The following is a 20,169-nucleotide window of genomic DNA, read 5'->3' as shown; positions in this document are numbered from 1 at the left end:
ATCTACGCCCCGGCCGGTCGGGCCTGACCTGCGCCCGGCGCTGGTCAGCTGGCCGGGTCGGCGCGCAGGAAGGTGAGCACCGCGAGGACGCGGCGGTTGGTGTCGTCGCTGGGCGGCAGGTCGAGCTTCAGCAGGATGTTGCCGACGTGCTTGCCGACCGCGGCCTCGGTGATGTGCAGCCGGGCGGCGATCGAGGCGTTGGACCGGCCCTCGGCCAGCAGCGCCAGCACCTCACGTTCCCGGGCGGAGAGCGCGGCGAGCGGGTCGCGCGGGCGGTGCAGCAGTTGCCGGACGACGTCCGGGTCGATGGCGGTGCCGCCGGCGGTGACCCGGCGCAGCGTGTCCACGAACTCGGCGACCTCCGCCACCCGGTCCTTGAGCAGGTAGCCCACCCGCTGGCCGTCGCCGCTGTCCAGCAGCGCCGCGGCGTACCCGGTCTGCACGTACTGGCTGAGCACCACGACCGGGAGCTGGGGCCGCTCGGCGCGTAACGCCACGGCCGCGCGCAACCCGTCGTCCCGCCGGCCGGGCGGCATCCGGATGTCGGTCAGCACCAGGTCGGGCTGGTGCGTGCGGGCCGCGTCCAGCAGCTCCGGAGCGGAGCCGACGGCGGCGCACACCGCGAAGTCGAATCGGGTGAGCAGCGCGACGAGGCCCTCGCGCAGCAGCACCTCGTCCTCGGCCAGCACGACACGGGTCACGGGCGGCATGGCAGCTCCACCCGTACCAGGGTGGGCCCGCCGGGCGGGCTGGACAGCAGCAGCCGGCCGTCCGCGGCGGCGACCCGGTCGGCGAGGCCGGTCAGGCCGGTGCCCCGGGCGGGATCGGCGCCCCCACGGCCGTCGTCGGACACCTCGACGACGAGGTCACCGCCGGTGCGGGTGAGGCGCACCTCGGCCCGGGTCGCCCCGGCGTGCCGGGCCACGTTGCCCAGCGCCTCCGACACCACGAAGTAGGCGGTGGTTTCGACGAGCTCCGGTAGCTCGCCGTCGACGTCGGTCCGTACGACGACCGCGACGGTGGCCGCGTCGGCCAGCTCCCGCACCGCACCGGCGAGACCGAGGTCGGTGAGGCTCTGCGGCCGGATGCCGTGCACCAACTGCCGGAGCATCACCATCAGGCCCCGTGCCTGGTCGTGCGCGACGGCGAGCGGCCGGGCGGCGGGGGAGTCCTCGGGCACGTCCAGCCGGGCCAGGCCCAGCTGGAGGGTGAGGCTGGTCAGCCGGGGTTGGGCGCCGTCGTGCAGGTCGCGCTCGATCCGACGTCGCTCGGCCTCGTAGACGCCGACCAGCCGGGTCCGGGACCGGGCGACCTCCCGCAGCGCCGCCGCGTCGACCGGCCAGGCCAGAGCCCACCGGGCCACGGCGGCCTGGAGGGCGGCGAGCAGTCCGGCCGCGTAGCAGAGCACCGGGAGGAGCAGCACGCCCACGACCGCGTACGGAACGGCTTCGCCGGTGGTTTCGATCGGGCGCCAGATGACCACCGGTTCGGCGTCGCCGGCCAGCCACGGACTGGTGATCATCCCGAGGTCGAGCAGCACCACCAGCAGGAGCACCCAGTACGCCACCGGCACGAACCCGCCCAGCCAGAACAGGTACGCCACCTCGCGCCACCCGGCGGCGGTGCGGTAGCGGGCAGCCAGGCCCGGCCACGGCGACCGGGGCAGCGGCCGGCCGTCCACGAGGCCGAGCCGCCACCGCTCCACGACGGCCACCGGGAAGCTCACGAGCGGCGCCAGCGCCAGCAGGGAGACGCTGCCGACCGCCAGGAACACCAGGAGCGGAAGCTCCGGTGGCCGGCCGTGCAGCCACACCGCGTTGAGGGCGGCCAGCAGGGGCCCGATGATCACGAGCAGCCCGACGGCGATCACGCCGGAGACCGGCACGGTGCTGACCAGGTAGACCAGCGCGCGCCAGGGCCAGGCCGAGACCAGCCAGCCGCGGCGGCGCAATGCCTCGGCCAGGTGGCGGGGTTGTTCCGGGGTCATGACGCAGACGCTAATCGCCGCGTCCGGGCCGACCCAGCCGTCCAGATCCACTCCCGGGGTATGCCCAGCACTACCGGCCGACGGGTGTGTGGGGTCCGCAAACGGGAAGAACGCGCCATCACGCGGCCCCGCGTGACAGTTGCTGATGGCGGCTGGAGTGACATGGGTGCCAGAACCTTCGTGGTGGTCGGCGGTACCAGCGGGCTCGGCCTCGCGGTGGCCCGGCTGCTGGTCGACGAGCACCAGGTCGCGGTGTTCGGCAACGTGGCGGCTGAGGTCGACGCGGTGACCGACCAGCTGGGCTGCGCCGGAGCGGTGTGTGACGTCTCCTCCCATGAGCAGGTTCATGACGCGTTCGCCGAGGTGGTCGGACGCTACGGCACGATCGACGGGGTGGCGGCCTGTGCGTCGATGTGGGCGGGCGGCGACCTGGCGGACCTGTCCGTGCAGCACATCCGGCGGGCCGTGGAAACCAACGTGCTGGGCACCACGTACGTATTCCGGGAGGCGTTGGAGCACCTGCACCGGCAGGGCCACGGGAACCTGGTGTACATCGGCGCGATGGCGGTGACATCTCCCCGGCCCGGCATCCCGGTGTACCGGGCGACGAAGAGCTACGGCAGCAGCCTGGTCGAGTCGCTGGCCGAGGCCCAGCACAGCAACCAGGTCAAGGTGATGCAGCTGCATCCCGGGCCGATGCCGACCCGCCTGCAGGAACGGGTCGGCGCCGAGTTTCTCGACGAGGTGTACGCCATGCCCGATCAGGTCGCCGCCGAGGTCGTCCGGCTGCTGCTGCTCGCCCCCGACGATCTCTACGTCTCGGGAGAGCGCGTGCTGCGCGCGGACGGGCGGTGGTGACGGCGGAAGCCGGATCCGCCCGGCATTCGGCCTCGGCGTGGGCGCCGCTGCGGACGGCCGTCTACCGCAACCTGTGGCTGGCCCTGCTCGCCGCCAACATCGGCACCTGGATGCAGACGGTCGGCGCGCAGTGGCTGCTGATCCACCACTCCAACGCCTCCACCCTGGTCGCTCTGGTCCAGACCGCCAGTCTGCTGCCGGTGCTGCTGCTGGCGCTGCCCGCCGGCGTGCTGGCCGACAGCTTCGACCGTCGACACCTGCTGATCGCGGTGCAGCTGTTCCTGGTGGCGGTGGCGGCCGCGTTGACCCTGCTCACGGTCACCGACCGGATGCCGCCCGCGCTGCTGCTCACCCTCACCTTCGCGTTCGGGGTGGGGCAGGCGCTCACCCTGCCGGCCTGGGCGGCGGTGATCCCGGAACTGGTGCCGCAGGACCAGCTCCGGGCGGCATCCGCGCTCGGCTCGATCAGCGTGAACATGGCGCGGGCGGTCGGGCCGGCGGTGGCCGGCGTGTTGATCGCCCGGACCGGTGTCGCCCCGGTCTTCGCGCTCAACGCCGTCGCGTTCCTGATCTTCACGTACGCGTTGGCGCGCTGGAGACCGGGCAACGCCCGCGCGGTCGAGGTGCCCGAGCGGTTCACCGCGGCGCTGCGTGCCGGCAGCCGCTACGTGCGGCACTCGCCGACCGTGCGCCGGTTGTTGCGCCGCGCGCTGGTCTTCGTCATCCCGGCGAGCTCCCTGTGGGCGCTGCTGCCGTTGGTGGCCAGCCGCCGGCTCGGGCTGGGCTCGGGCGGGTACGGTCTGCTGCTGGCCGCCCTCGGGGTGGGAGCCATCGCGGGTGGCCTGCTGCTGGCCGTGATCCGGACCCGGCTGTCGGCGAACCAGCTCCTGTTCATCGCCGGGGTGCTGTTCACCGTCGCGCTGACGGTGGTCGGCACGGTGCAGGTGGTGCCGCTGGTGCTCCTCGCCCTGCTGCCCGCCGGGCTGGCCTGGGTGACGGTGCTGGCCAACGTCAACGCCGAGATGCAGGTCTTCCTACCGAGCTGGGTGCGAGCCCGAGGTCTGGCCGTCTACCAGGTCTTCTTCGCCGGCGGACAGGCGGTGGGCGCGTTCGTCTGGGGTCTGGTGGCCGACCTGGCCGGGCTGGTGACCGCCTTCCTCGCCGCGGCGGTGTTCATGCTGGTCGGGACCGTGACCAGTCGGATCTGGCCGCTGCCGGACCTACCGACGGTGGACCGGGACCCGGCCGCCTACTGGCCGCAGCTGCACCTGGCGCACGAGCCCGGCCCCCGGGTGGGGCCGGTGCTGGTGATGGTCCAGTACACCGTCCGGCCGGAGCGGACACAACCGTTCCTGGCGGCGATGGACCTGGTGCGCGGCGCACGCCAGCGGACCGGGGCGATGCGCTGGGGGCTGTTCCGGCCGGCCGAGGTTACCGACCGGTTCGTCGAGGTGTACCTGGTGCCGTCCTGGGACGAGCACCTGCGCCAGCACGGCGGTCGGTTGACCAGCGAGGACCGCCAGGCCGAGGAGCGGGCCCGGGAGCTGACCGACGGCGACCTCGAGGTGCGTCACCTGGTGCCGGCCGCCGCCGGCCCGACGCTGACCGACGATCGGGAAGCGGTGTGACCGGGCCGGCCGGACGGCTGCGCGTGAACGCGGCGTCACGATCGCGCCGACCGGCGTAACGGACGCGTGAAAAGCCTCGCCGTCGCCCGCCCTGGCGCGCTGGTATGGCGATCGGCGGGTCCGAGGTACGGGCCGTCGCCCTCGCCGGAGGCGTGCTGTGGTTGTCGTTCAGGAGCGGGAGACGGTCGCGGTCCGGTCGACACCGACCGGGATGAGCGTGGCAGCCGGGTGGGCGCTGATGATCGGTGCCGCGCTGCTCGCGGCGGGGCTGTTCTCCCCGGCGGAACTGCCGGCCCGGACGCTGCTCATGTGCGTCGCCGCCGGGGCGTACGCGGCGGTGGTGACCGACCTGCGCGCGGTCGTCGTGGTCACCGGGCTGGGCATGGCCACGTTCGTCGGCTTCCTCGCACACCGCCTCGGTGACCTGACCGGCGGCGCGGACGCGTGGTCGTACGCCGTGGTGATCGCGTTCGCGGCCACGCTCGGCGCGGGATACCGCTGGCTGCGCTCGATCGCCTCGGTGACCGACTGACGGTCCGGTCGACACGCGGCGTACGGCGTACGGCTAGGATGGTCGCACCATGGCTAATGAGCGCAGGGCGACCGCGGACCCGGCCCGCAGCCTGGGCATCCTGTGGCGCACCCGGGAGCCGACCAGCCGCAGCGCCGGGCCGGGGCTGAGTGTCGACCGGATCGTCCGGGCCGCCATCGCCATCGCGGACGCCGAGGGCCTCGACGCGCTGACCATGCGCCGGGTCGCTGAGGCGCTGGGCGTCGGCACCATGTCCGTCTACACCTACGTGCCGGGCAAGGCCGAACTCGTCGACGTCATGATCGACACCGTGTACGGCGAGATGCCCCACGCCACCGTCGCCGGTGACTGGCGGGCCCGGCTGGAGCGGATCGCCCGGGACAACCTCGCCCTCTACCAGCGCCATCCCTGGATGCTGCGGGCCGAGACGACCCGGCCCGTGCTCGGTCCCCACCTGGTGGGCAAGTACGACCACGAGCTGGGCGCCGTCGCCGACATCGGGCTCACCGACGTGGAGATGGACGCCGTGCTCACCCTCGTCCTCGGGCACGTGAAGAGTGCCGCGCGCGCCGCGTCCGAGGTGGTCGACCTGGAGCGGGAGACCGGCATGACCGACGGCCAGTGGTGGCAGTCGCACGCCCCCTGGCTGGAGCGGGTCATGTCGGCCGGCAGCTACCCGACCGCCGCCCGGGTCGGCACCGCGGCGGGCCAGCAGCACGGCGCCGCGTACGGGCCGGAGTACGCCTTCGAGTTCGGTCTGCAACGCGTCCTGGACGGCATCTCGGTGGTGGTCGCCGAGCGGGCGGCCACCGGTCAACCCGGCTAGCCGCCACCGTCCGTCACGGGTACTGCGTCACCAGGGGCTCGTTCTCCTCGACGATGTACGTCGAGAGCATCATCGTGGTGGTGTCGTCGGTGACGTTGCGAGCATTGTGGATCGTCCGGGGCGGGATCAGGAACGGCTCCCCGGCGTGGATGGTCAGCGTCGGCCGGTCGTCGAACTCCATGTCGACCGTCCCCCGGATGAGGTAGCCCACCTCCTCGCCGGGGTGGCTGTGCCGCCCCGACGCCTGCCCGACCGGAATCTCGAAGAGCGTCTGCACGATCAGGCGGCCCGGCGCGGAGGCCGGATGACGCTGCAACTCGGTGCGCTTGACGCTGGGCGCCACGGCCTTCTCCTGGTTCCTGGCGGCTTGTGCGAAATGCTCCGGATAGGGACGACTCTAACGGCGCCCGCCGGCACGGACCGCCCGAACAGGCGCGTTGCCGGTCCGGGCGGAATCGACCCGGGCCGGACCCCGCGGGTGGTACGACTGGAGGCGGCGGCACCGGGGGCCGGGAAGGGTGGCGATGGCGAACGGGCTTCCGGGGCGGCTGCTGCAGCGGCGGGAGGATCCCCGGCGGACCTCGTTCCTGGAGCTCTTCTTCGATCTGGCCATCATCTTCGCGCTCACCCGACTGTCCCGGGCGCTGCTCGACGACCTCACCCTCCACGGCGCCTTCCAGGTGCTCCTGCTGCTGGCGGCGATCTGGTGGGTGTGGTTCGTGACCGCTTGGTCGGCCGACTGGTTCGACCCGCGTACCCCGCTGATCGTCGTCCTGCTGCTCTGGGTGATGTTCGGTGGTCTGCTGATGGCCGCCGCCGCGCCCACCGCGTTCGGCGCCCAGGCGATGGTGTTCGCGGTCGCGTACGTGAGTATCCACCTGGGCCGTGCCTTCCTGCTCATCCCCGCCCTGCGGGGGCATCCGCTGCAACTGCGTACCGCGCGGGTGGCGATCTGGTTCGCGGCCTCCGGCGTGCTCTGGGTGGTCGGGGCGGTCGTCGCCCCGGCGCGGGAGGCGCTCTGGGTGCTCGCTCTGATCCTGGACTACGGCCTGGCGCGGCTGGGCTGGCCGACGCCGCGGCTGGGCCGCAGCTCGTGGCCGGACCTTCAGGTGAACGGGGAACATCTCTCCGAGCGTTACCAACAGATCTTCATCATCGCGCTGGGTGAGCTGATCCTGATGTCCGGCATCGCCTACGGGGAGTCCGGCTTCGACCGGGGGCGCAGCGTGGCGTTCGCCGCGGCGTTCCTGACCGCGGTGGCCCTCGCCCGGCTCTACCTGATGCCCGCCGGCGGGCACCTGGGCGCCGCCATCGAAGCGGCCGGCCCGCCCGGCAGCCGACTGGCCCTGGTCGCCGGTTACCTGCACCTCGTCATGATCGCCGGGGTCCTGGCCACGTCGGTCGGGCTGGAGCTGGCCATCGTCGATCCGGGGTCGTCCGACCCGGCTCGGCTGACCGTGACCGTCGGCGGCCCGGTGCTGTTCCTGCTCGGCCGGCTCCTGCTCTCGGCGGTGATCGACGGCAGCGTCTCCCGACCCCGGCTGGTCGGGGTGGCGCTGATCGTCCTGGGTGGCTTCGCGAGCACGCAGCTGCGGCTGCTCGGGGCTGCCGCGGTCACCACCGTCCTGCTCCTGCTGATGATCGCGGCCGAGTTGCTACTCGACCGGAGCCAGCGGCGTCGCGCGGCCCGGGCGGACGGGACGACTGAACGGCGGCGGACCGATGTCTGAGGGACCCCGGCGCCACCGCGACGAGCCGGCGCGACACGACATCGTGGAGCTGCGGGTGCACGGCGTGTCCGGGGCACGACCGGAGCGGGTCCTCGACCGGACGCACGTCCACCAGGTCGCGGGTGACAGCAGCGGTGGCTTCCACCGTCAGGTCCCGGAGCGGCAACCCGGCAACATCGAGCCGGACGGGGTGACGCTGGAGGCGTACCGGTGGGGCGACCTGCCCTCGGGCACCGTGGGGCGGACCCTCTCCCTGGTCCTCCTGTTGCCGTTCATGCTCAGCAACGTGGCGGTCTGGATGCGACCGGTGGGCCGGCGCGGCGGGCCCGGGGTCACCGTGCTGTGCCGGCTCCTCGCGCTCAACCTCACCGCGCTGTACGTGCTGTCGATCGCCGGTGTCGCGCTCGACCTGCTCGCCTGGCGGTGCCTGGGTGTCGCCCGCTGCCCGGCTCCCTTCACCGGCATGGTCGAGCTCGACGGCCGTCAGGTCGGGCAGCGACTGGCGGTGCTGGCCCTGCTGCCGGTCGCCGCCGTGGTCCTCCTCCGCCTGCTCGGTGCCCGCCGACGCCGTCCGGTCGCCCACCCGCTGTGGGCGGTCGAGCCACTGGTGGGACGGCTGCGGGCGATCCACGTCGCCACCGCGCTCGCCGTGCTCGACCTGGTGCTGATCGAGGCCCGTTCCAGCGGCGGCCGGACCACCGCGACGACCGTCCTGCTGGCGCTCGCCGGGGCGGTGCTGCTGGTCTGCGTCGGCCTGCTCGTCGTCCCGGGGCTGCTGGACGGGGCGGGGACCGCGCGGGCGGCCACCTGGAGCGCCGGAACGGTACGCGTGCTGGCGTACGGCATGAGCGTTGCCACCCTCGCCGCCGTCGCCCTCGACGGGCGCGGCTGGCCGCCGTCACCTGGGCTGCCGGGCTACGGGCGGATCGTCGGCTGGGCGATGCTCGGCCAGATGGCGCTGCTCGTGTTGCTGAGCGGGCTGGTGCTGTGGCGCTACGCCCGGGGGGACCGTCGCTCCGCTCTGCCAACCGGGCTGGGCGCGGCGGTCATGGCGGCGCTCGCGGTCGGTCTGGCCGGTGCGTTCTCCTCGAATCTGGTCTACCAGACCGGGCAGCTGCTCGGCGGCTACCAGGGCGAAGGCGGGCCGCCGCTGCCGTACCAGTGGACGATCCTGGCCTTCTTCCTCCACGTGACCGCGGGAGTGGTGCTCGGCGGTGCGATCACGCTCACCTCGCGGCGACCGCGCTGGCGTGCCGCGAGGACGATCACCGCCTGCGACTTCCCGGCACCGCCGCCGGATGCCGTCGAGGAACTGCACGGGGTGACGAGGGCCATCGCCCGGGCGCGGTTCACCGAGTGGCTGGGAATGCTCACCGTGTCGTACGCGGCGCTGGCGGTGATCGGCCTGACCACGGGTGTGCTGGGGCTGCTCGGGCTCGAACCGGACCAGCTGGCGCGGAGTCTCTTCGGGCTGCCGGCCGGGTCCGTCGGTATCGGCCTCACCGCGGGCAGCTACCTCACGGCCAGCGTGGTGCTCGCCCTGCTGCTGGGCGGGATCCTCGCCTACCGGACAGCGTGGTTCCGCCGGCACGTCGGGATCCTGTGGGACCTGGGCACGTTCTGGCCCCGGGCCGCCCATCCGTTCGCACCCCCGAGCTACGCCGACCGTGCGGTGCCGGAGCTGGTCGACCGGATCACCCAGCTCGCCGAGCGGCACGCCGGGGTGGTGCTCTGCGGGCACAGCCACGGCTCGGTGCTGCTGGCGATCGCGGTGCTGCGGCTGCCACCGGAGGTGCGCCAACGGGTCGCGCTGCTCACCTACGGGTCCCCGCTGGGCCGCCTGTACGCCCGGCTGTTCCCGGCCTACCTGAACCAGGAGGTGCTACGGGACGTGGGGGAGCGGGTCGGGTGGCGGTGGCTGAACCTCTGGCGGGACACCGACCCGGTGGGTGGCTGGATCTTCGCCGCGCACCGGCCCGGCGATCCGCCGCCGGACGCCACCGATCCCGCCGGGCGGGTCGATCGGCGGCTGCGGGATCCGCGGGACCTGCTGGCGCCGCCAGGGGAGCACCGACCGCCGCCGATCCGGGGGCACCAACCGGGCGAGGCCGACCCCGAGTTCCGGGCCGCGGTGCGCGAACTCGCCGGTCGGCTACGCGACCAGGGCCGTTCCTGAGCGGTCGTCGCTGGATCCGGGTGGTGTGCAGGCGATCCTCACTGGTCGTCCGGCAGCCGTTCGGACTCCGCGACCACCGCCCGGACCTTGCGCAGGGTGGCGTCGGGAGAGCGGATCGCGGCACGCCACCGGTCCAGCGTCCGGGTGAGCACCCGGACCACGAACTGCAACTGGTTGACCTGCTCACGCAGCACCCCCAGTTCCGACCGGGCGCTCAGCGCCTCCTCCTCCAGTTCGGTGATCCGGGTCTGTAGCGGTTGCACCAGGGTGAGGGCGGCCTCGGTGAGGGTGTCGGCGGCGTCGGCCTTGAACTTGCCCCGCTGCACCACGACGGTGGCGATGGCGGCCAGGCCGGTGCTGCCGCCGAGGATGCCGAACACGCTGAGCGCCACCTGCAGCCACGGGGGTGCCTCGGGCGCCGGTGTGGAGATCACGGGACACCGCCTTCTGCGGGTTCGACGACCACGCACCGGCTGGCCTGGGCCAGCCGGCGCAGGTCGATGGCGATCTGGACGGCCCGCCACAGCGATCCGACGGCGAGCGCCGTGATGAACGACGCCGCCGCGACGGCCTGCCGGCCCGACACGACCAGCAGCGCCATCGTGTACATGCCGCTGATGGTGCCGAACACCACGACCGAGGCGAGCTCGATGCCGAGCCCGGTGGCGAGCCGCCCCGGCCACAGGATGCCCAGCAGACCCCCCACGCCGACCAGGATCAGACCGATCTCCCAACAGATCTGGATCGGCACCGGCATGGCCATCCGGACCGAGGTCGGTCGACCACCGAGCAGGAGCAGCAGAACACCGCACACGGGAGCCATGGCCAGGGCGGCCACCTCGAATGGCTGGTGCCGGGACCGGATACGCAGGTTCCCCACGGCGACTCCTTGGTCGAGGGCGGCCGTCACACGTGTGGCGCCTGTCGGGTTTGCCGTGTGGGCGGGTCGTGACCGCTGCGGTCCGTTCGGCGACGCCCGACGGTGGGGACGGTGCGTGTGGACGGTCGATGGTCGAGCAGGTGAGCGACTCGCCGCCGTTGGCTGGCCGATATCTGCCTGTGTAGCACCGATCGGCCGCTGGCGTCCACTTTGTGTAACGTCACATATCCGCAGGTCAGAGCCCATGTGGGTAGGCCCGGGTGCGCGTGGAGCGGTGCGGGCCGGGAAAGGGCCGACGAGCCGACCCGGCCATGTCAACGAGTGACAGAAAGTGTCGGATATCTTACGTCTCGTGAGATGGCTGCGGTCGACCCCGTTACTGACGCGCGAGCAGGGTGCGCAGCGCCCGGACCACCTCCGCCGGCGCCTCCTCGGCCATGAAGTGCCCGCAGGTGACCGTCTGGTGCGACAGATCTGGCGCCCAGGCCCGCCACAGCCCGGCCGCGTCGTAGCCGAGCGCCGCGCCCCAGTCCTGCTGCAGCACCGTGACGGGCATCCGCAGCTGGTTGCCGGCCACCCGGTCGGTGGTGTCGTGGGCGACGTCGATCCCGGCGGACGCCCGGTAGTCGGCGACGATCGAGGTGACCGCGGCCCGGGACGCGCTCAGGTACGCGGCCCGCACATCCGCCGGCAGGGCCGCCGGGTCGCGGGTCCAGGCGTCCAGGAAATGGCCGAAGAAGGCGTCCGGGCTGCCGCCGATCAGCTCCTCGGGCAGGCCGGGCGGCTGCGCCATCAGATACAGGTGGAAGGCGACCGCGGCGGTGGCGCCGTGCAGCACGTCCCACATGTCCAGGGTGGGCAGCACGTCGAGCAGGGCGAGCTGGCTGATCGCCTCCGGATGGTCGAGACCGGCGCGGAACGCGACCAGGGCGCCCCGGTCGTGCCCGGCCAGCGCGAAGCGCTCGTGGCCGAGAGCCCGGGCGAGCGCCACGACGTCGGCCGCCATGGTGCGTTTGGCGTACGCGCTGCCGTCGACGTCGACCGGCTTGTCGCTGTCGCCGTAGCCGCGCAGGTCCGGGCAGATGACGGTGTGGTCGGCGGCCAGGTCGGCCGCGACGTGCCGCCACATGAGGTGGGTCTGCGGAAAGCCGTGCAGCAGCACGATCGCGGGTCCGGAGCCGCCCACGGCGACGTTGAGCGTCACGCCCTCGGCGACGGTGACCCGCCGGTAGTCGAATCCGTTGATCCTCGGGTCCACGGGGAACCTTTCTGGTGAGCAGGTGTCGGCGGGGCCGGTGGGCCCGTCGCCGTGGTACCTGGTCGAGCCTGCCCGGCAGTGATCAGCAGGTGGTCAGCGTCGGATCAGTGCCGACAGTCCGGGGCCGGCCGGGTGGACCCGCCTAGATTGGTGCCATGACCAGGCGGCGGCACCCGTGGCGGTGACCTTCGGCGTGCTCGGGCCGGTGACCGCCGCGACCGAGCAGGGCCCGGTCCTGCTCAAGGGGCCCCGTCAGCGCACGGTGCTGGGGCGGCTGCTGATCGCCCGGGGCCGGGTCGTGCCGGTGGACCGGCTCGTCGACGACCTGTGGGAGGTTCCCCCGGAGGGTGCGGTGGGCGCGATCCGGACCTTCGTCGCCGACCTGCGCCGGGCCCTGGAGCCCGACCGGCCGCCCCGGCAGCCGCCCCGGCTCCTGGTCACCGAACCACCGGGGTACGTGCTGCGGGCCGCCCCGGACGCGGTGGACGCCGGACGGTTCGAGGCGGCGGTCGGCGAGGCCGGCCGGCTGCTGGCGGCGGGACTGCCCGCACCGGCCCTGGCCGCGCTCGACGCGGCGATCGGGCTCTGGCGCGGGCCCGCGTACGCCGACTGCGCGGGTGCGGCGTGGGCCGTCGCGGAGATCAACCGCCTGGACGAGCTGCGGATGCTCGCCGTCGAGCGGCGGGCGGAGGCTCTCCTGGCGCTCGGTCGGCCGGACGAGGCCGCCGCCGACCTGCCGGCGCACCTCGCCGCCCATCCGCTGCGCGAGGATGCCTGGCGGCTGCTCGCCGTGGCCCGGTACCGCTCCGGGCGACAGGGCGACGCGCTGGCCGCGCTGCGCCAGGCCCGGGACGTCCTGGTGACCGAGTTGGGCGTGGACCCCGGGCCCGAGCTGCGCCGGCTGGAAGCCGACATCCTGGCCCAGGCGCCGCACCTCACCGGGCCCGCCGCCGTCCCGCCCGCCGCCGCCTCGCCTGCTCTGGATCTGGCCGGACCCGTCCGATCCGTGTGGACGGGACCGGTGCGGGAGCGTCCGTTCGTCGGCCGCGACGCGGAGCTGGACCGGCTGCGGCAGGCCGCCGAGGTCGCCTTCCGGCACGGCCAACCGACCCTCGCCCTGCTCAGCGGGGACCCGGGCGCCGGCAAGACGGCACTGGCCGAGACGCTGACCCGACGGCTCGCCGCCGACGGCTGGGCCACGGCGTGGGGCCGCAGCCCGGAGTACGAGGGCGCCCCGGCGGCCTGGCCGTGGACGCAGATCACGGACGCGCTCGCCGGACCGACCGCCCCCACCGACGGCGCCGGCACCGACGACGCGGTCGATGGCGCCGGGGCCACGAGCGATCCCGCGGTGGCCCGGTTCCGCCGGCACCGCGCGGTGGCGTCGCTGGTCTCCGCGGTCGCCGACCGGCGGCCGGTGCTGCTGGTCCTCGACGATCTGCACCGCGCCGACGGGGACACCCTGGACCTGCTGACCGTGCTGCTCACCGGCCCACAGCCGGCCACCGGGCCGGTGCTGATCCTCGGCACCTACCGGGCCACCGAGATCAGCCCGGAGCTGACCGCCGCGCTGGCCCGCGCCGCCCGGTTGGAGCCGGTGCGGGAGTACCTCGCCGGCCTGTCCGCGTCGGCGACCGGTGACCTGGCCCGCGTCGTGGCCGGGGCGGAGCTGGACCCGCCCACCGTTCGGTTGATCCACCAGCGCAGCGGCGGGAACCCGTTCTTCGTACGGGAGCTGGCCCAGCTGTACGCGGTCGAGGGCGGCCGGGCGCTGGCGGCGGTGCCGCCCGGGGTGCGCGACGTCATCCGGCATCGGCTGGCGCAGCTGCCCGCGCCGACCCGCACCGTGCTGCGGCAGGCGGCGGTACTCGGGCGGGACCTCGACCCGGAGGTGCTCGGCGCGCTGGCCGGCGACCCCACGACCCTGCTGGACGCCGTGGACCGTGCGTTGCGGGCCGGCTTCCTCAGCGAGCAGGAACCCGACGGGCGGCTGAGGTTCACCCACATTCTCGTCCGCGACACGCTCTACGCCGACCTGTCCGCGCCGCGCCGCGCCGCCCTGCACGCGGCCGCGGCCGAGGTGTTGCAGCGGCGCCAACCGACCGATCCCGCCGCGTTGGCGCACCACCTGCTGCACGCCGGTGGACCGGAGGCCGCCCGGAGCGCCGCCGGCTACGCCGGTACCGCCGCGGAACAGGCCGAGCGGGCCGGCAACCCGCACGAGGCCGCCCGGCTGTGGGCGCAGGTGGTCGACGCGTACGACCGGACCGGCGGGAGCGGGCGGCGCGAGCGGCTGAACGGGGTGCTCGGTCTGAGTCGCGCGCTGGCCGTGACCGGCCGGCTGGACGAGGCGCGACGGCGCCGGGCCGAGGTGATCGCCGACGCCGAGTCGATCGGCGACCCTCGCCTGGTCGCGGAGGTGCTGGCCGGCTTCGACGTGCCCGCCATCTGGACCCGCAACGACGACGACCGGCTCTCCGGGCGGATCGTCCAGGCCGCCGAGCGCGCCCTGACCGCCCTCGGCCCGACCGGCTCCGCGCAGCGCAGCCGGCTGCTGAGCACCCTCGCGCTGGAGCTGCGCGGCACCACCACCGACCGTGGCCGCCGGGCAGCGCAGGAGGCCGAGGAACTCGCCCGGACCGCCGCGGACCCCGGCCTGCTGGCCTTCGCGCTCAACGCCCGCTTCATGCACGCCTTTCACCGCGTCGGCCTGGCCGGTGAGCGGACCCGGATCGGCGCCGAGCTGGTCGACCTGGCCGCCCGCCACCAGCTGGTGACCTTCGAGGTGCTGGGCCACCTCGTCGTGGTGCAGGCCCGCTGCGCGCTGGCCGACCCCGCCGGCGCCGACGCGCACGCCCGCGCCGCCGACCGCCTCGCGGAGCGGTACGAGCTGCCGCTGGTCGGTGTCTTCACCCGCTGGTACGCCGCGCTGCGGCTGGCGCTGGCCGGCGAGCGGGCCGCGGCGGCGGACGCGTACCGGGCGGCTGCCGACGGTCTGCCCACCGACGCGATGCCGGGCCTGAGCCGGGGGCTGCTCCCGCTCGCCCTGCTCGGGCTGCGCCTGGCCAATGCCGTCGGCCGGCCGGAATCCGGGCCGGACGGCGTCGTCGACCAGCCCGTCCCCGGGCTCCACGGCGAGGAATGGGCGGGCCTGGACTGGGGCCCCCACGAGCCGTGGGTCCGACCGGTGCTGCTCGTCGCCGCCGGCGACCGGGACGCTGCCGGAGCGGCCCTGCGCGCCCTCCCGGAGGGACCGCACGATCTGCTGCGCGAGGCGCGGCTCTGCCTCACCGCCCGCGCGGCGCTCGCCCTGGGCGACCGGGCCACGATGGAACGCGTCGCCGCCGAACTCCGGCCGGCCGCCGATGAGCTGGCCGCCGGCAGTGGGGTGCTCACCGTCGGCCCGGTGGCCGGGCACCTCGCCGACCTGGCCGCCGCCCTGGGCCGCGACGACGAGGCGGCCGGGCACCGCCGTACCGCCCGCGCGGTCACCGCCCGGGCCCGCGCCGCCGCCTCCCCGGCCTGACCGCAGGCGGCGGGATCACCCGCCGCCCCCGGCGACTTGCCGGTTCGCCGGGAACCGACCGGCGGGGTGCGGTCAGATGGAACCCGGCGGCGCGGCCACCGTCCGCCGTGGATCAAGGGGGTACGCGTGGAGGCGCTCGTCCTGATCGTGGTGCTGGGCGTCACCGTCCTCGTCGGCACCACGCTCGGCGGCCGGTACAGGGTCGCGCCGCCCGTCCTGCTCATCGCGTTCGGGGTGCTGCTCGGGCTGGCGCCGCCGCTGTCCGAGCTGACCCTGGAGCCGGACCTGGTGCTGCTGATCTTCCTGCCGGCGATCCTCTACCGGGAGAGTCTCACCATCAGCCTGCGTGAGATCCGTGCCAACTTCCCGGTGATCGGGCTGCTCGCCGTGGTGCTGGTGGTGCTCACCATGGTCACAGTGTCGCTGACCGCGCAGGCGTTCGGAGTGAACCCCGCCGCCGCCTGGGTGCTCGGGGCGGTCCTCGCGCCGACGGACGCCGCTGCGGTCACCGGGCTGGCCAAGCGGCTGCCCCGGAAGCTCCTGACCACCCTGCACGCGGAGAGCCTGATCAACGACGGCACCGCGCTGGTGCTCTTCGCGGTGACCGTGGGTCTGCTCACCCGGGAAGCGGAACCCGGCGCGCTCGGGATCGGCGAGGAGTTCGTCGGGGCCAGCGCCGGGGGAGTGATCGCCGGCCTGCTGGTCGGCGGCGCCGTGGTGCTGGTCCGCAAACGGCTCGACGATCCCCTGCGCGAGGGCGGGCTGAGCGTGCTGACGCCGTTCACGGCGTTTCTGCTCGCCGACGCGGTGCACGCCAGCGGCGTGCTGGCGGTCGTGGTCGCCGGGCTGGTGCTGGCCTACGCCGGCCCCCGGGTGATCCGCGCCCGATCGCGGGTGCTGGCGTACGCGTTCTGGGACCTGTCCACGTTCCTGATCAACGGTGGGCTGTTCGTCCTGCTGGGCACGCAGATACCCCGGGCGGTGCGGAGCATCACCAGCGCCTCGCCGCAGCGCGCGCTGACGATCGTGCTGGTGGTCACCGTGGTCGTCCTCGTCACCCGGCTGCTCTTCGTCTACATCACGGCGGAAGCGGTGAAGCTGCTGGACCCCCGAGTGGCGCGCACGAGCCAGGGAGGAGGCGGCTGGCGGGTCGGCACCGTCGCCGGCTGGTCGGGTTTCCGGGGTGCCGTCTCGCTCGCCGCCGCCCTGGCGGTCCCGACGGCGACGGTGTCCGGTCAACCGGTGGCCGAACGCGACCTGATCATCTTCGTCACCTCGCTGGTGATCGTGCTGATCATGCTCCTTCAGGGCACCACCCTGCCGGTGGTGGTGCGCTGGGCGGGGCTGGTCGGCGACCCCGAGCGGGCCGACGAGTTGCGGCAGGCACGCCAGCGGGCCACCGAGGCGGGCCTGGCCGCGCTGCCCGGAATCGCCGAGGAGGTCGGCGCCGACGAGGAGGCGGTCCGCCGGCTGCAAGCTGAGTACCAGCGGCACCTGGAGGACGCCAACGAGGGCACCGGGCGTACCGCCGAGGAGATCCGGATTGAACGCCAACTGCGCCTCGCGGTCCTCGACCACAAACGGCGGGAGATCACCCGGTTGCGCGACAGCCGGGAGATCGACGACCTCGTGCTGCTCGACCTTCAGTCCGGGCTGGACAACGAGGAGATCCGGCTGCTGGGCCGCGAGAGCACCGACTGATCGCGGCCGCCCGATGGCGACGGGCGTCGGGGGTGGGCGGATCGGCGGCGAGCCGACGGATTGGTGACAGTTCCCGGAACGCGTGTGGGGCGCGGGCCGGACCGCCGCGCGGGTACCGTGGACACGGTTCGGCGTTGGTCGATGCGTCCGGTCCGCGAGGGGGTGCCCATGACAACCGGGGCGACGGATGCCGACCTGCGGGTGGTCACCGAGCGGGAGTTCCTCGACGAGCTGACCTCGGTCACCCGCGAGCGCGGAGCGACCGAATTTCTCTACCTGATGGCGCAGGGCGACGGCGTCATCGGGGTGCAGTGGGAGCAGCCCGGCGTCGACCATCTGCGCCGCTACCGCCTGCGGGAAAACGGTGGCCCGCCCTGCCCGCACTGCACGATCTTCGAAGCGGTGCTGGCGCTGGCGCCCGTGCTGCCACTGGACCTGATGCGGACCGCCCGCACCCGACCCCAGTACGAGACGGTGCTGCGCACCGGCCGACTGCCCCACCTGGCGTTCGCCCGGCCGGTCGGCCAGCCCGGTGCGAGCTGGCTCGGCGACTGCCACGCGGTTCCCGGCGACCCGCACACCGACGCCGACTGCCCGCGGCACGCCGTGCCCGCACCGAGCGGCGACCCGCTGGACCTGCGCCTCGGGTCGCTGCCCCGGGCGATCCGGGAGCTGTACCCGCACGACGCCGCCGCGACGGCGGACCTCCAGCAGCGGCTGCGGATCGCCCGGGACTGGCGGGCCGACGCGCAGGCCGTCGCGAGCGGGGTCCGTGAGGCGGCGGCGACCTGGGCGTTCCTGCGCAGCTCCTGCGTGCTGGGTGTTCCGGTGCCCGGCGCCAACGGTCTCGTCCTCACCCTCCCGCCGGCTCAGACCCCGGACGACCGGCCGCTGGCCGAGCTGCACGCCGCGGCGGTTCGCGCGCTGCCCACCGGCGGCCCGGTGGCCTACCGGGAGCGGGCCTGCCTGGTGCCGGAGCCGGCCGCGGGCGCCCAGCGGATGCCGTCGTACGCGGGCGCGCTGGACCTCACCGGTGCCGGGCCGGTGCGCACGCTGCGACTGCCGGCGCCCCGCCGGCCGCTGAGCACCACCGGCCGAGGCGTGCTGCTGCTCTACGAGGCCCGGCACGCGATGGGCCGGCACTTCGCGAGCGCGCCGGTGCGTGACGACGCCTACTGGGAGTCCGAGGCGGCGTTGAACGTCTTCGAGTTCACCCTCCTGGAGCGGGTGGCCGGCCGGCACTACCAGGAGGCGGTGGCCGCCTACCTGCAGGCCCTGCGCCGGGAGGGCGACCTGCTCGCCCGCCCGCACAAGGTGCTCGACCGGCGCCGGCGCAAGGCGTTGTCGTCGGCTTTCGGCGGGCTGGACGACGAGGAGCTGCACCTGTGGGCGTCGGTCGCCTACCGCAACGCCATCCTGGTGCTGCTCGGCGACCTGAAGGCGTTCGCCGCACACCTGCGCCGCCAGGCCGCCTGACGCGAGGGAAGACCCCTGCGGGGACGGTTCAGAGCACCTGGGCGAGGAACCGTTGCAGCCGGGGATGCTCGGCCCGCTCGAAGATCGCCTCCGGCGGGCCGGCCTCCAGCACCACGCCCCGGTCCATGAAGGCCACGGTGTCGGCGACCTGCCGGGCAAAGCCCATCTCGTGGGTGACCACCACCATGGTCATGCCCCCGGCGGCCAGGTCGGCCATCACGCCGAGCACCCCCTTGACCAGCTCGGGGTCGAGCGCCGAGGTGGCCTCGTCGAAGAGCATCACCTCCGGCCGCAGCGCCAGCGCCCGGGCGATCGCGACCCGCTGCTGCTGACCGCCGGAGAGTTGCGCCGGCCGGGCGTCGGCCTTGCCGGCCAGCCCCACCAGCTCCAACTGGGCCCGCGCGACGGCCTCGGCCTCGTCCTCCCCGAGCTTGCGCAGCCGGCGCAGCGCCAGGGTGACGTTGCGCAGCACGCTCATGTGGGGAAAGAGGTTGAACTGCTGGAAGACCATGCCCACCCGCTGCCGCAGCGCGTCCGGGTCGTCGCGCAGCACGCTGCGCCCGTCGAGCAGCACGTCGCCGCGGTCCGGCTCGATCAGACGGTTGATGGTGCGCAGCAGAGTGGACTTGCCCGACCCGGACGGCCCTATCACGCAGGCTGTCGCGCCGCGTGGCACGGTCAGGTCGACGCCGCGCAGCACCCGGTTCGGTCCGAAGGCCAGGTGCACGTCGCGGACGTCGAGGCTGACCGAGGTCGTCGTGCTGGCGGTCATCGCCGGTCCCCTTCCGTCGCGGCAGAGAGCGCCGGCACGGTGTCGTCGTCCTCGTCGATCGGCGTGGTGGCCGGCCGGCCGTGGCGCAGCCGCCGGTCGATCCAGTTGACCGCGTGCGTCAGCGGAACGGTCAGCGCCAGGTAGCAGAGCCCGGCCAGCAGCAGCGCGGACTCGTTGCCGGTGGTGGCCGCGTAGTCCTGCCCGATCCGGAACAGCTCCCGCTGGCTCGCCACCAACCCGAGGAAGTAGACGAGGCTGGAATCCTTGATCAGCGCGATGAGCTGATTCACCCAGGCCGGCAGCACCCGCCGGATGCCCTGCGGAATGATCACCATCCGCATCGCCTCGGACCAGGAGAAGCCGAGCGCCCGCGCGCCCTCCAGCTGCGCGGCCTCCACCGACTGGATGCCGGAGCGGAAGATCTCCCCGATGTACGCCGCCGCGATCAGCGACAGCGCCAGAATGCCCAACGGGTAGGGGTCCGGTCCCCAGACCTGCATGCCCAGCGGCGCGAGCCCGACGCCGATCAGCAGGATCGTCGCTGCGGCCGGCAGTCCGCGGAACACATCGGTGTAGACGCGCGCCGGCCAGCGCAGCCACCGGCTGCGGGAGATGCCGGCGACGGCCAGGAGCAGGCCCAGCACCGAGCCGAGCAGGGCGGCGGAGACCGCCAGGATCAGCGTGTTGGGCAACCCGACGGTCAGCATCTCGGGTAGCGCCTCGCGCATCGCGTCCCAGTCGAAGAACGTCTCCCACAGGGTGCTCAACGGATCCATCGGTCGCCTCTCCTACCGCCCCGCTCGCTCGTCACCGGATGTC

17 protein-coding genes are annotated in these 20,169 nt (G+C 74.0%); 9 read left to right on the top strand and 8 right to left on the bottom strand.

Annotation, left to right across the window (positions count from 1 at the left end; genetic code table 11):
- Positions 1-44: 44 nt before the first annotated feature.
- Together EAD98_RS13315 and EAD98_RS13310 are read right to left on the bottom strand one after the other, a co-directional pair.
- Entirely contained in the window at positions 45-710 is a 666-nt protein-coding gene (locus EAD98_RS13315) for a response regulator transcription factor (RefSeq protein ID WP_121654357.1), read from the bottom strand.
- Positions 698-1,987, bottom strand: coding sequence for a histidine kinase (locus EAD98_RS13310; protein WP_121654369.1), 1,290 nt, complete (start codon positions 1,985-1,987; stop codon positions 698-700). Before EAD98_RS13310 ends, EAD98_RS13315 begins: the two co-directional genes overlap by 13 nt.
- Positions 1,988-2,149: 162 nt before the next feature.
- On the opposite strand from EAD98_RS13310, the gene EAD98_RS13305 reads away from it, so the two are divergent.
- The 4 genes from EAD98_RS13305 (at position 2,150) to EAD98_RS13290 (ending at position 5,831) form a co-directional block, all read left to right on the top strand.
- Positions 2,150-2,845 (top strand): SDR family oxidoreductase, encoded by a 696-nt coding sequence (locus EAD98_RS13305; RefSeq protein ID WP_158609792.1) that lies wholly within the window; start codon positions 2,150-2,152, stop codon positions 2,843-2,845.
- Positions 2,839-4,473 (top strand): MFS transporter, encoded by a 1,635-nt coding sequence (locus tag EAD98_RS13300; RefSeq protein ID WP_121654355.1) that lies wholly within the window; start codon positions 2,839-2,841, stop codon positions 4,471-4,473. The genes EAD98_RS13305 and EAD98_RS13300 overlap by 7 nt, the downstream gene beginning before the upstream one ends.
- 157 nt (positions 4,474-4,630) lie before the next feature.
- Entirely contained in the window at positions 4,631-5,005 is a 375-nt protein-coding gene (locus EAD98_RS13295; protein WP_147457380.1) for a hypothetical protein, read from the top strand.
- Positions 5,006-5,054: 49 nt separating this feature from the next.
- Entirely contained in the window at positions 5,055-5,831 is a 777-nt protein-coding gene (locus EAD98_RS13290) for a TetR/AcrR family transcriptional regulator (protein ID WP_121654353.1), read from the top strand.
- A 13-nt stretch (positions 5,832-5,844) separates the two neighbouring features.
- Here the strand turns inward: EAD98_RS13290 and EAD98_RS13285 are convergent, their stop codons facing one another.
- Positions 5,845-6,174 (bottom strand): cupin domain-containing protein, encoded by a 330-nt coding sequence (locus EAD98_RS13285; RefSeq protein WP_121654352.1) that lies wholly within the window; start codon positions 6,172-6,174, stop codon positions 5,845-5,847.
- Positions 6,175-6,355: 181 nt separating this feature from the next.
- Here EAD98_RS13285 and EAD98_RS13280 point away from each other — a divergent pair, with 181 nt between their 5' ends.
- Complete coding sequence (locus EAD98_RS13280) at positions 6,356-7,561, top strand: low temperature requirement protein A (protein ID WP_147457379.1); 1,206 nt, start codon at positions 6,356-6,358, stop codon at positions 7,559-7,561.
- A complete protein-coding gene (locus EAD98_RS13275; RefSeq protein WP_121654350.1) occupies positions 7,554-9,737 on the top strand; it encodes a hypothetical protein in 2,184 nt (727 codons plus the stop codon). Before EAD98_RS13280 ends, EAD98_RS13275 begins: the two co-directional genes overlap by 8 nt.
- A 38-nt stretch (positions 9,738-9,775) precedes the next feature.
- On the opposite strand, the gene EAD98_RS13270 is transcribed toward EAD98_RS13275, so the two are convergent.
- From EAD98_RS13270 to EAD98_RS13260, 3 genes are all read right to left on the bottom strand, one after another.
- Positions 9,776-10,171: a hypothetical protein gene (locus EAD98_RS13270; RefSeq protein WP_121654349.1), complete on the bottom strand. Its 396-nt coding sequence runs from the start codon at positions 10,169-10,171 to the stop codon at positions 9,776-9,778.
- The gene (locus tag EAD98_RS13265) at positions 10,168-10,617 is read right to left on the bottom strand and encodes a hypothetical protein (RefSeq protein ID WP_121654348.1); all 450 of its coding nucleotides are present in this window, start codon (positions 10,615-10,617) and stop codon (positions 10,168-10,170) included. The genes EAD98_RS13270 and EAD98_RS13265 overlap by 4 nt, the downstream gene beginning before the upstream one ends.
- Positions 10,618-10,993: 376 nt before the next feature.
- Positions 10,994-11,875, bottom strand: a complete 882-nt coding sequence (locus tag EAD98_RS13260; RefSeq protein WP_121654347.1) for an alpha/beta fold hydrolase — start codon at positions 11,873-11,875, stop codon at positions 10,994-10,996.
- Between the two features lie 175 nt (positions 11,876-12,050).
- On the opposite strand from EAD98_RS13260, the gene EAD98_RS13255 reads away from it, so the two are divergent.
- The 3 genes from EAD98_RS13255 to EAD98_RS13245 all read left to right on the top strand — a co-directional run bounded on the left by EAD98_RS13255 (position 12,051) and on the right by EAD98_RS13245 (position 18,578).
- Positions 12,051-15,401, top strand: coding sequence for an AfsR/SARP family transcriptional regulator (locus EAD98_RS13255; RefSeq protein ID WP_199723390.1), 3,351 nt, complete (start codon positions 12,051-12,053; stop codon positions 15,399-15,401).
- Positions 15,402-15,527: 126 nt separating this feature from the next.
- Positions 15,528-17,102, top strand: a complete 1,575-nt coding sequence (locus EAD98_RS13250; RefSeq protein WP_121654346.1) for a Na+/H+ antiporter — start codon at positions 15,528-15,530, stop codon at positions 17,100-17,102.
- Between the two features lie 168 nt (positions 17,103-17,270).
- Positions 17,271-18,578, top strand: coding sequence for a hypothetical protein (locus EAD98_RS13245; RefSeq protein ID WP_121654345.1), 1,308 nt, complete (start codon positions 17,271-17,273; stop codon positions 18,576-18,578).
- Positions 18,579-18,606: 28 nt separating this feature from the next.
- On the opposite strand, the gene EAD98_RS13240 is transcribed toward EAD98_RS13245, so the two are convergent.
- Positions 18,607-19,350 (bottom strand): amino acid ABC transporter ATP-binding protein, encoded by a 744-nt coding sequence (locus EAD98_RS13240; RefSeq protein WP_121654344.1) that lies wholly within the window; start codon positions 19,348-19,350, stop codon positions 18,607-18,609.
- Positions 19,347-20,126, bottom strand: coding sequence for an amino acid ABC transporter permease (locus EAD98_RS13235; RefSeq protein ID WP_121654343.1), 780 nt, complete (start codon positions 20,124-20,126; stop codon positions 19,347-19,349). Before EAD98_RS13235 ends, EAD98_RS13240 begins: the two co-directional genes overlap by 4 nt.
- Between the last annotated feature and the right edge of the window lie 43 nt (positions 20,127-20,169).

The organism is Micromonospora sp. CV4, assembly GCF_003667455.1.
Lineage (GTDB): Bacteria > Actinomycetota > Actinomycetes > Mycobacteriales > Micromonosporaceae > Micromonospora.
The sequence above is the reverse complement of the archived record's forward strand: the minus strand, read 5'-3'. Positions and strand labels throughout refer to the sequence as shown.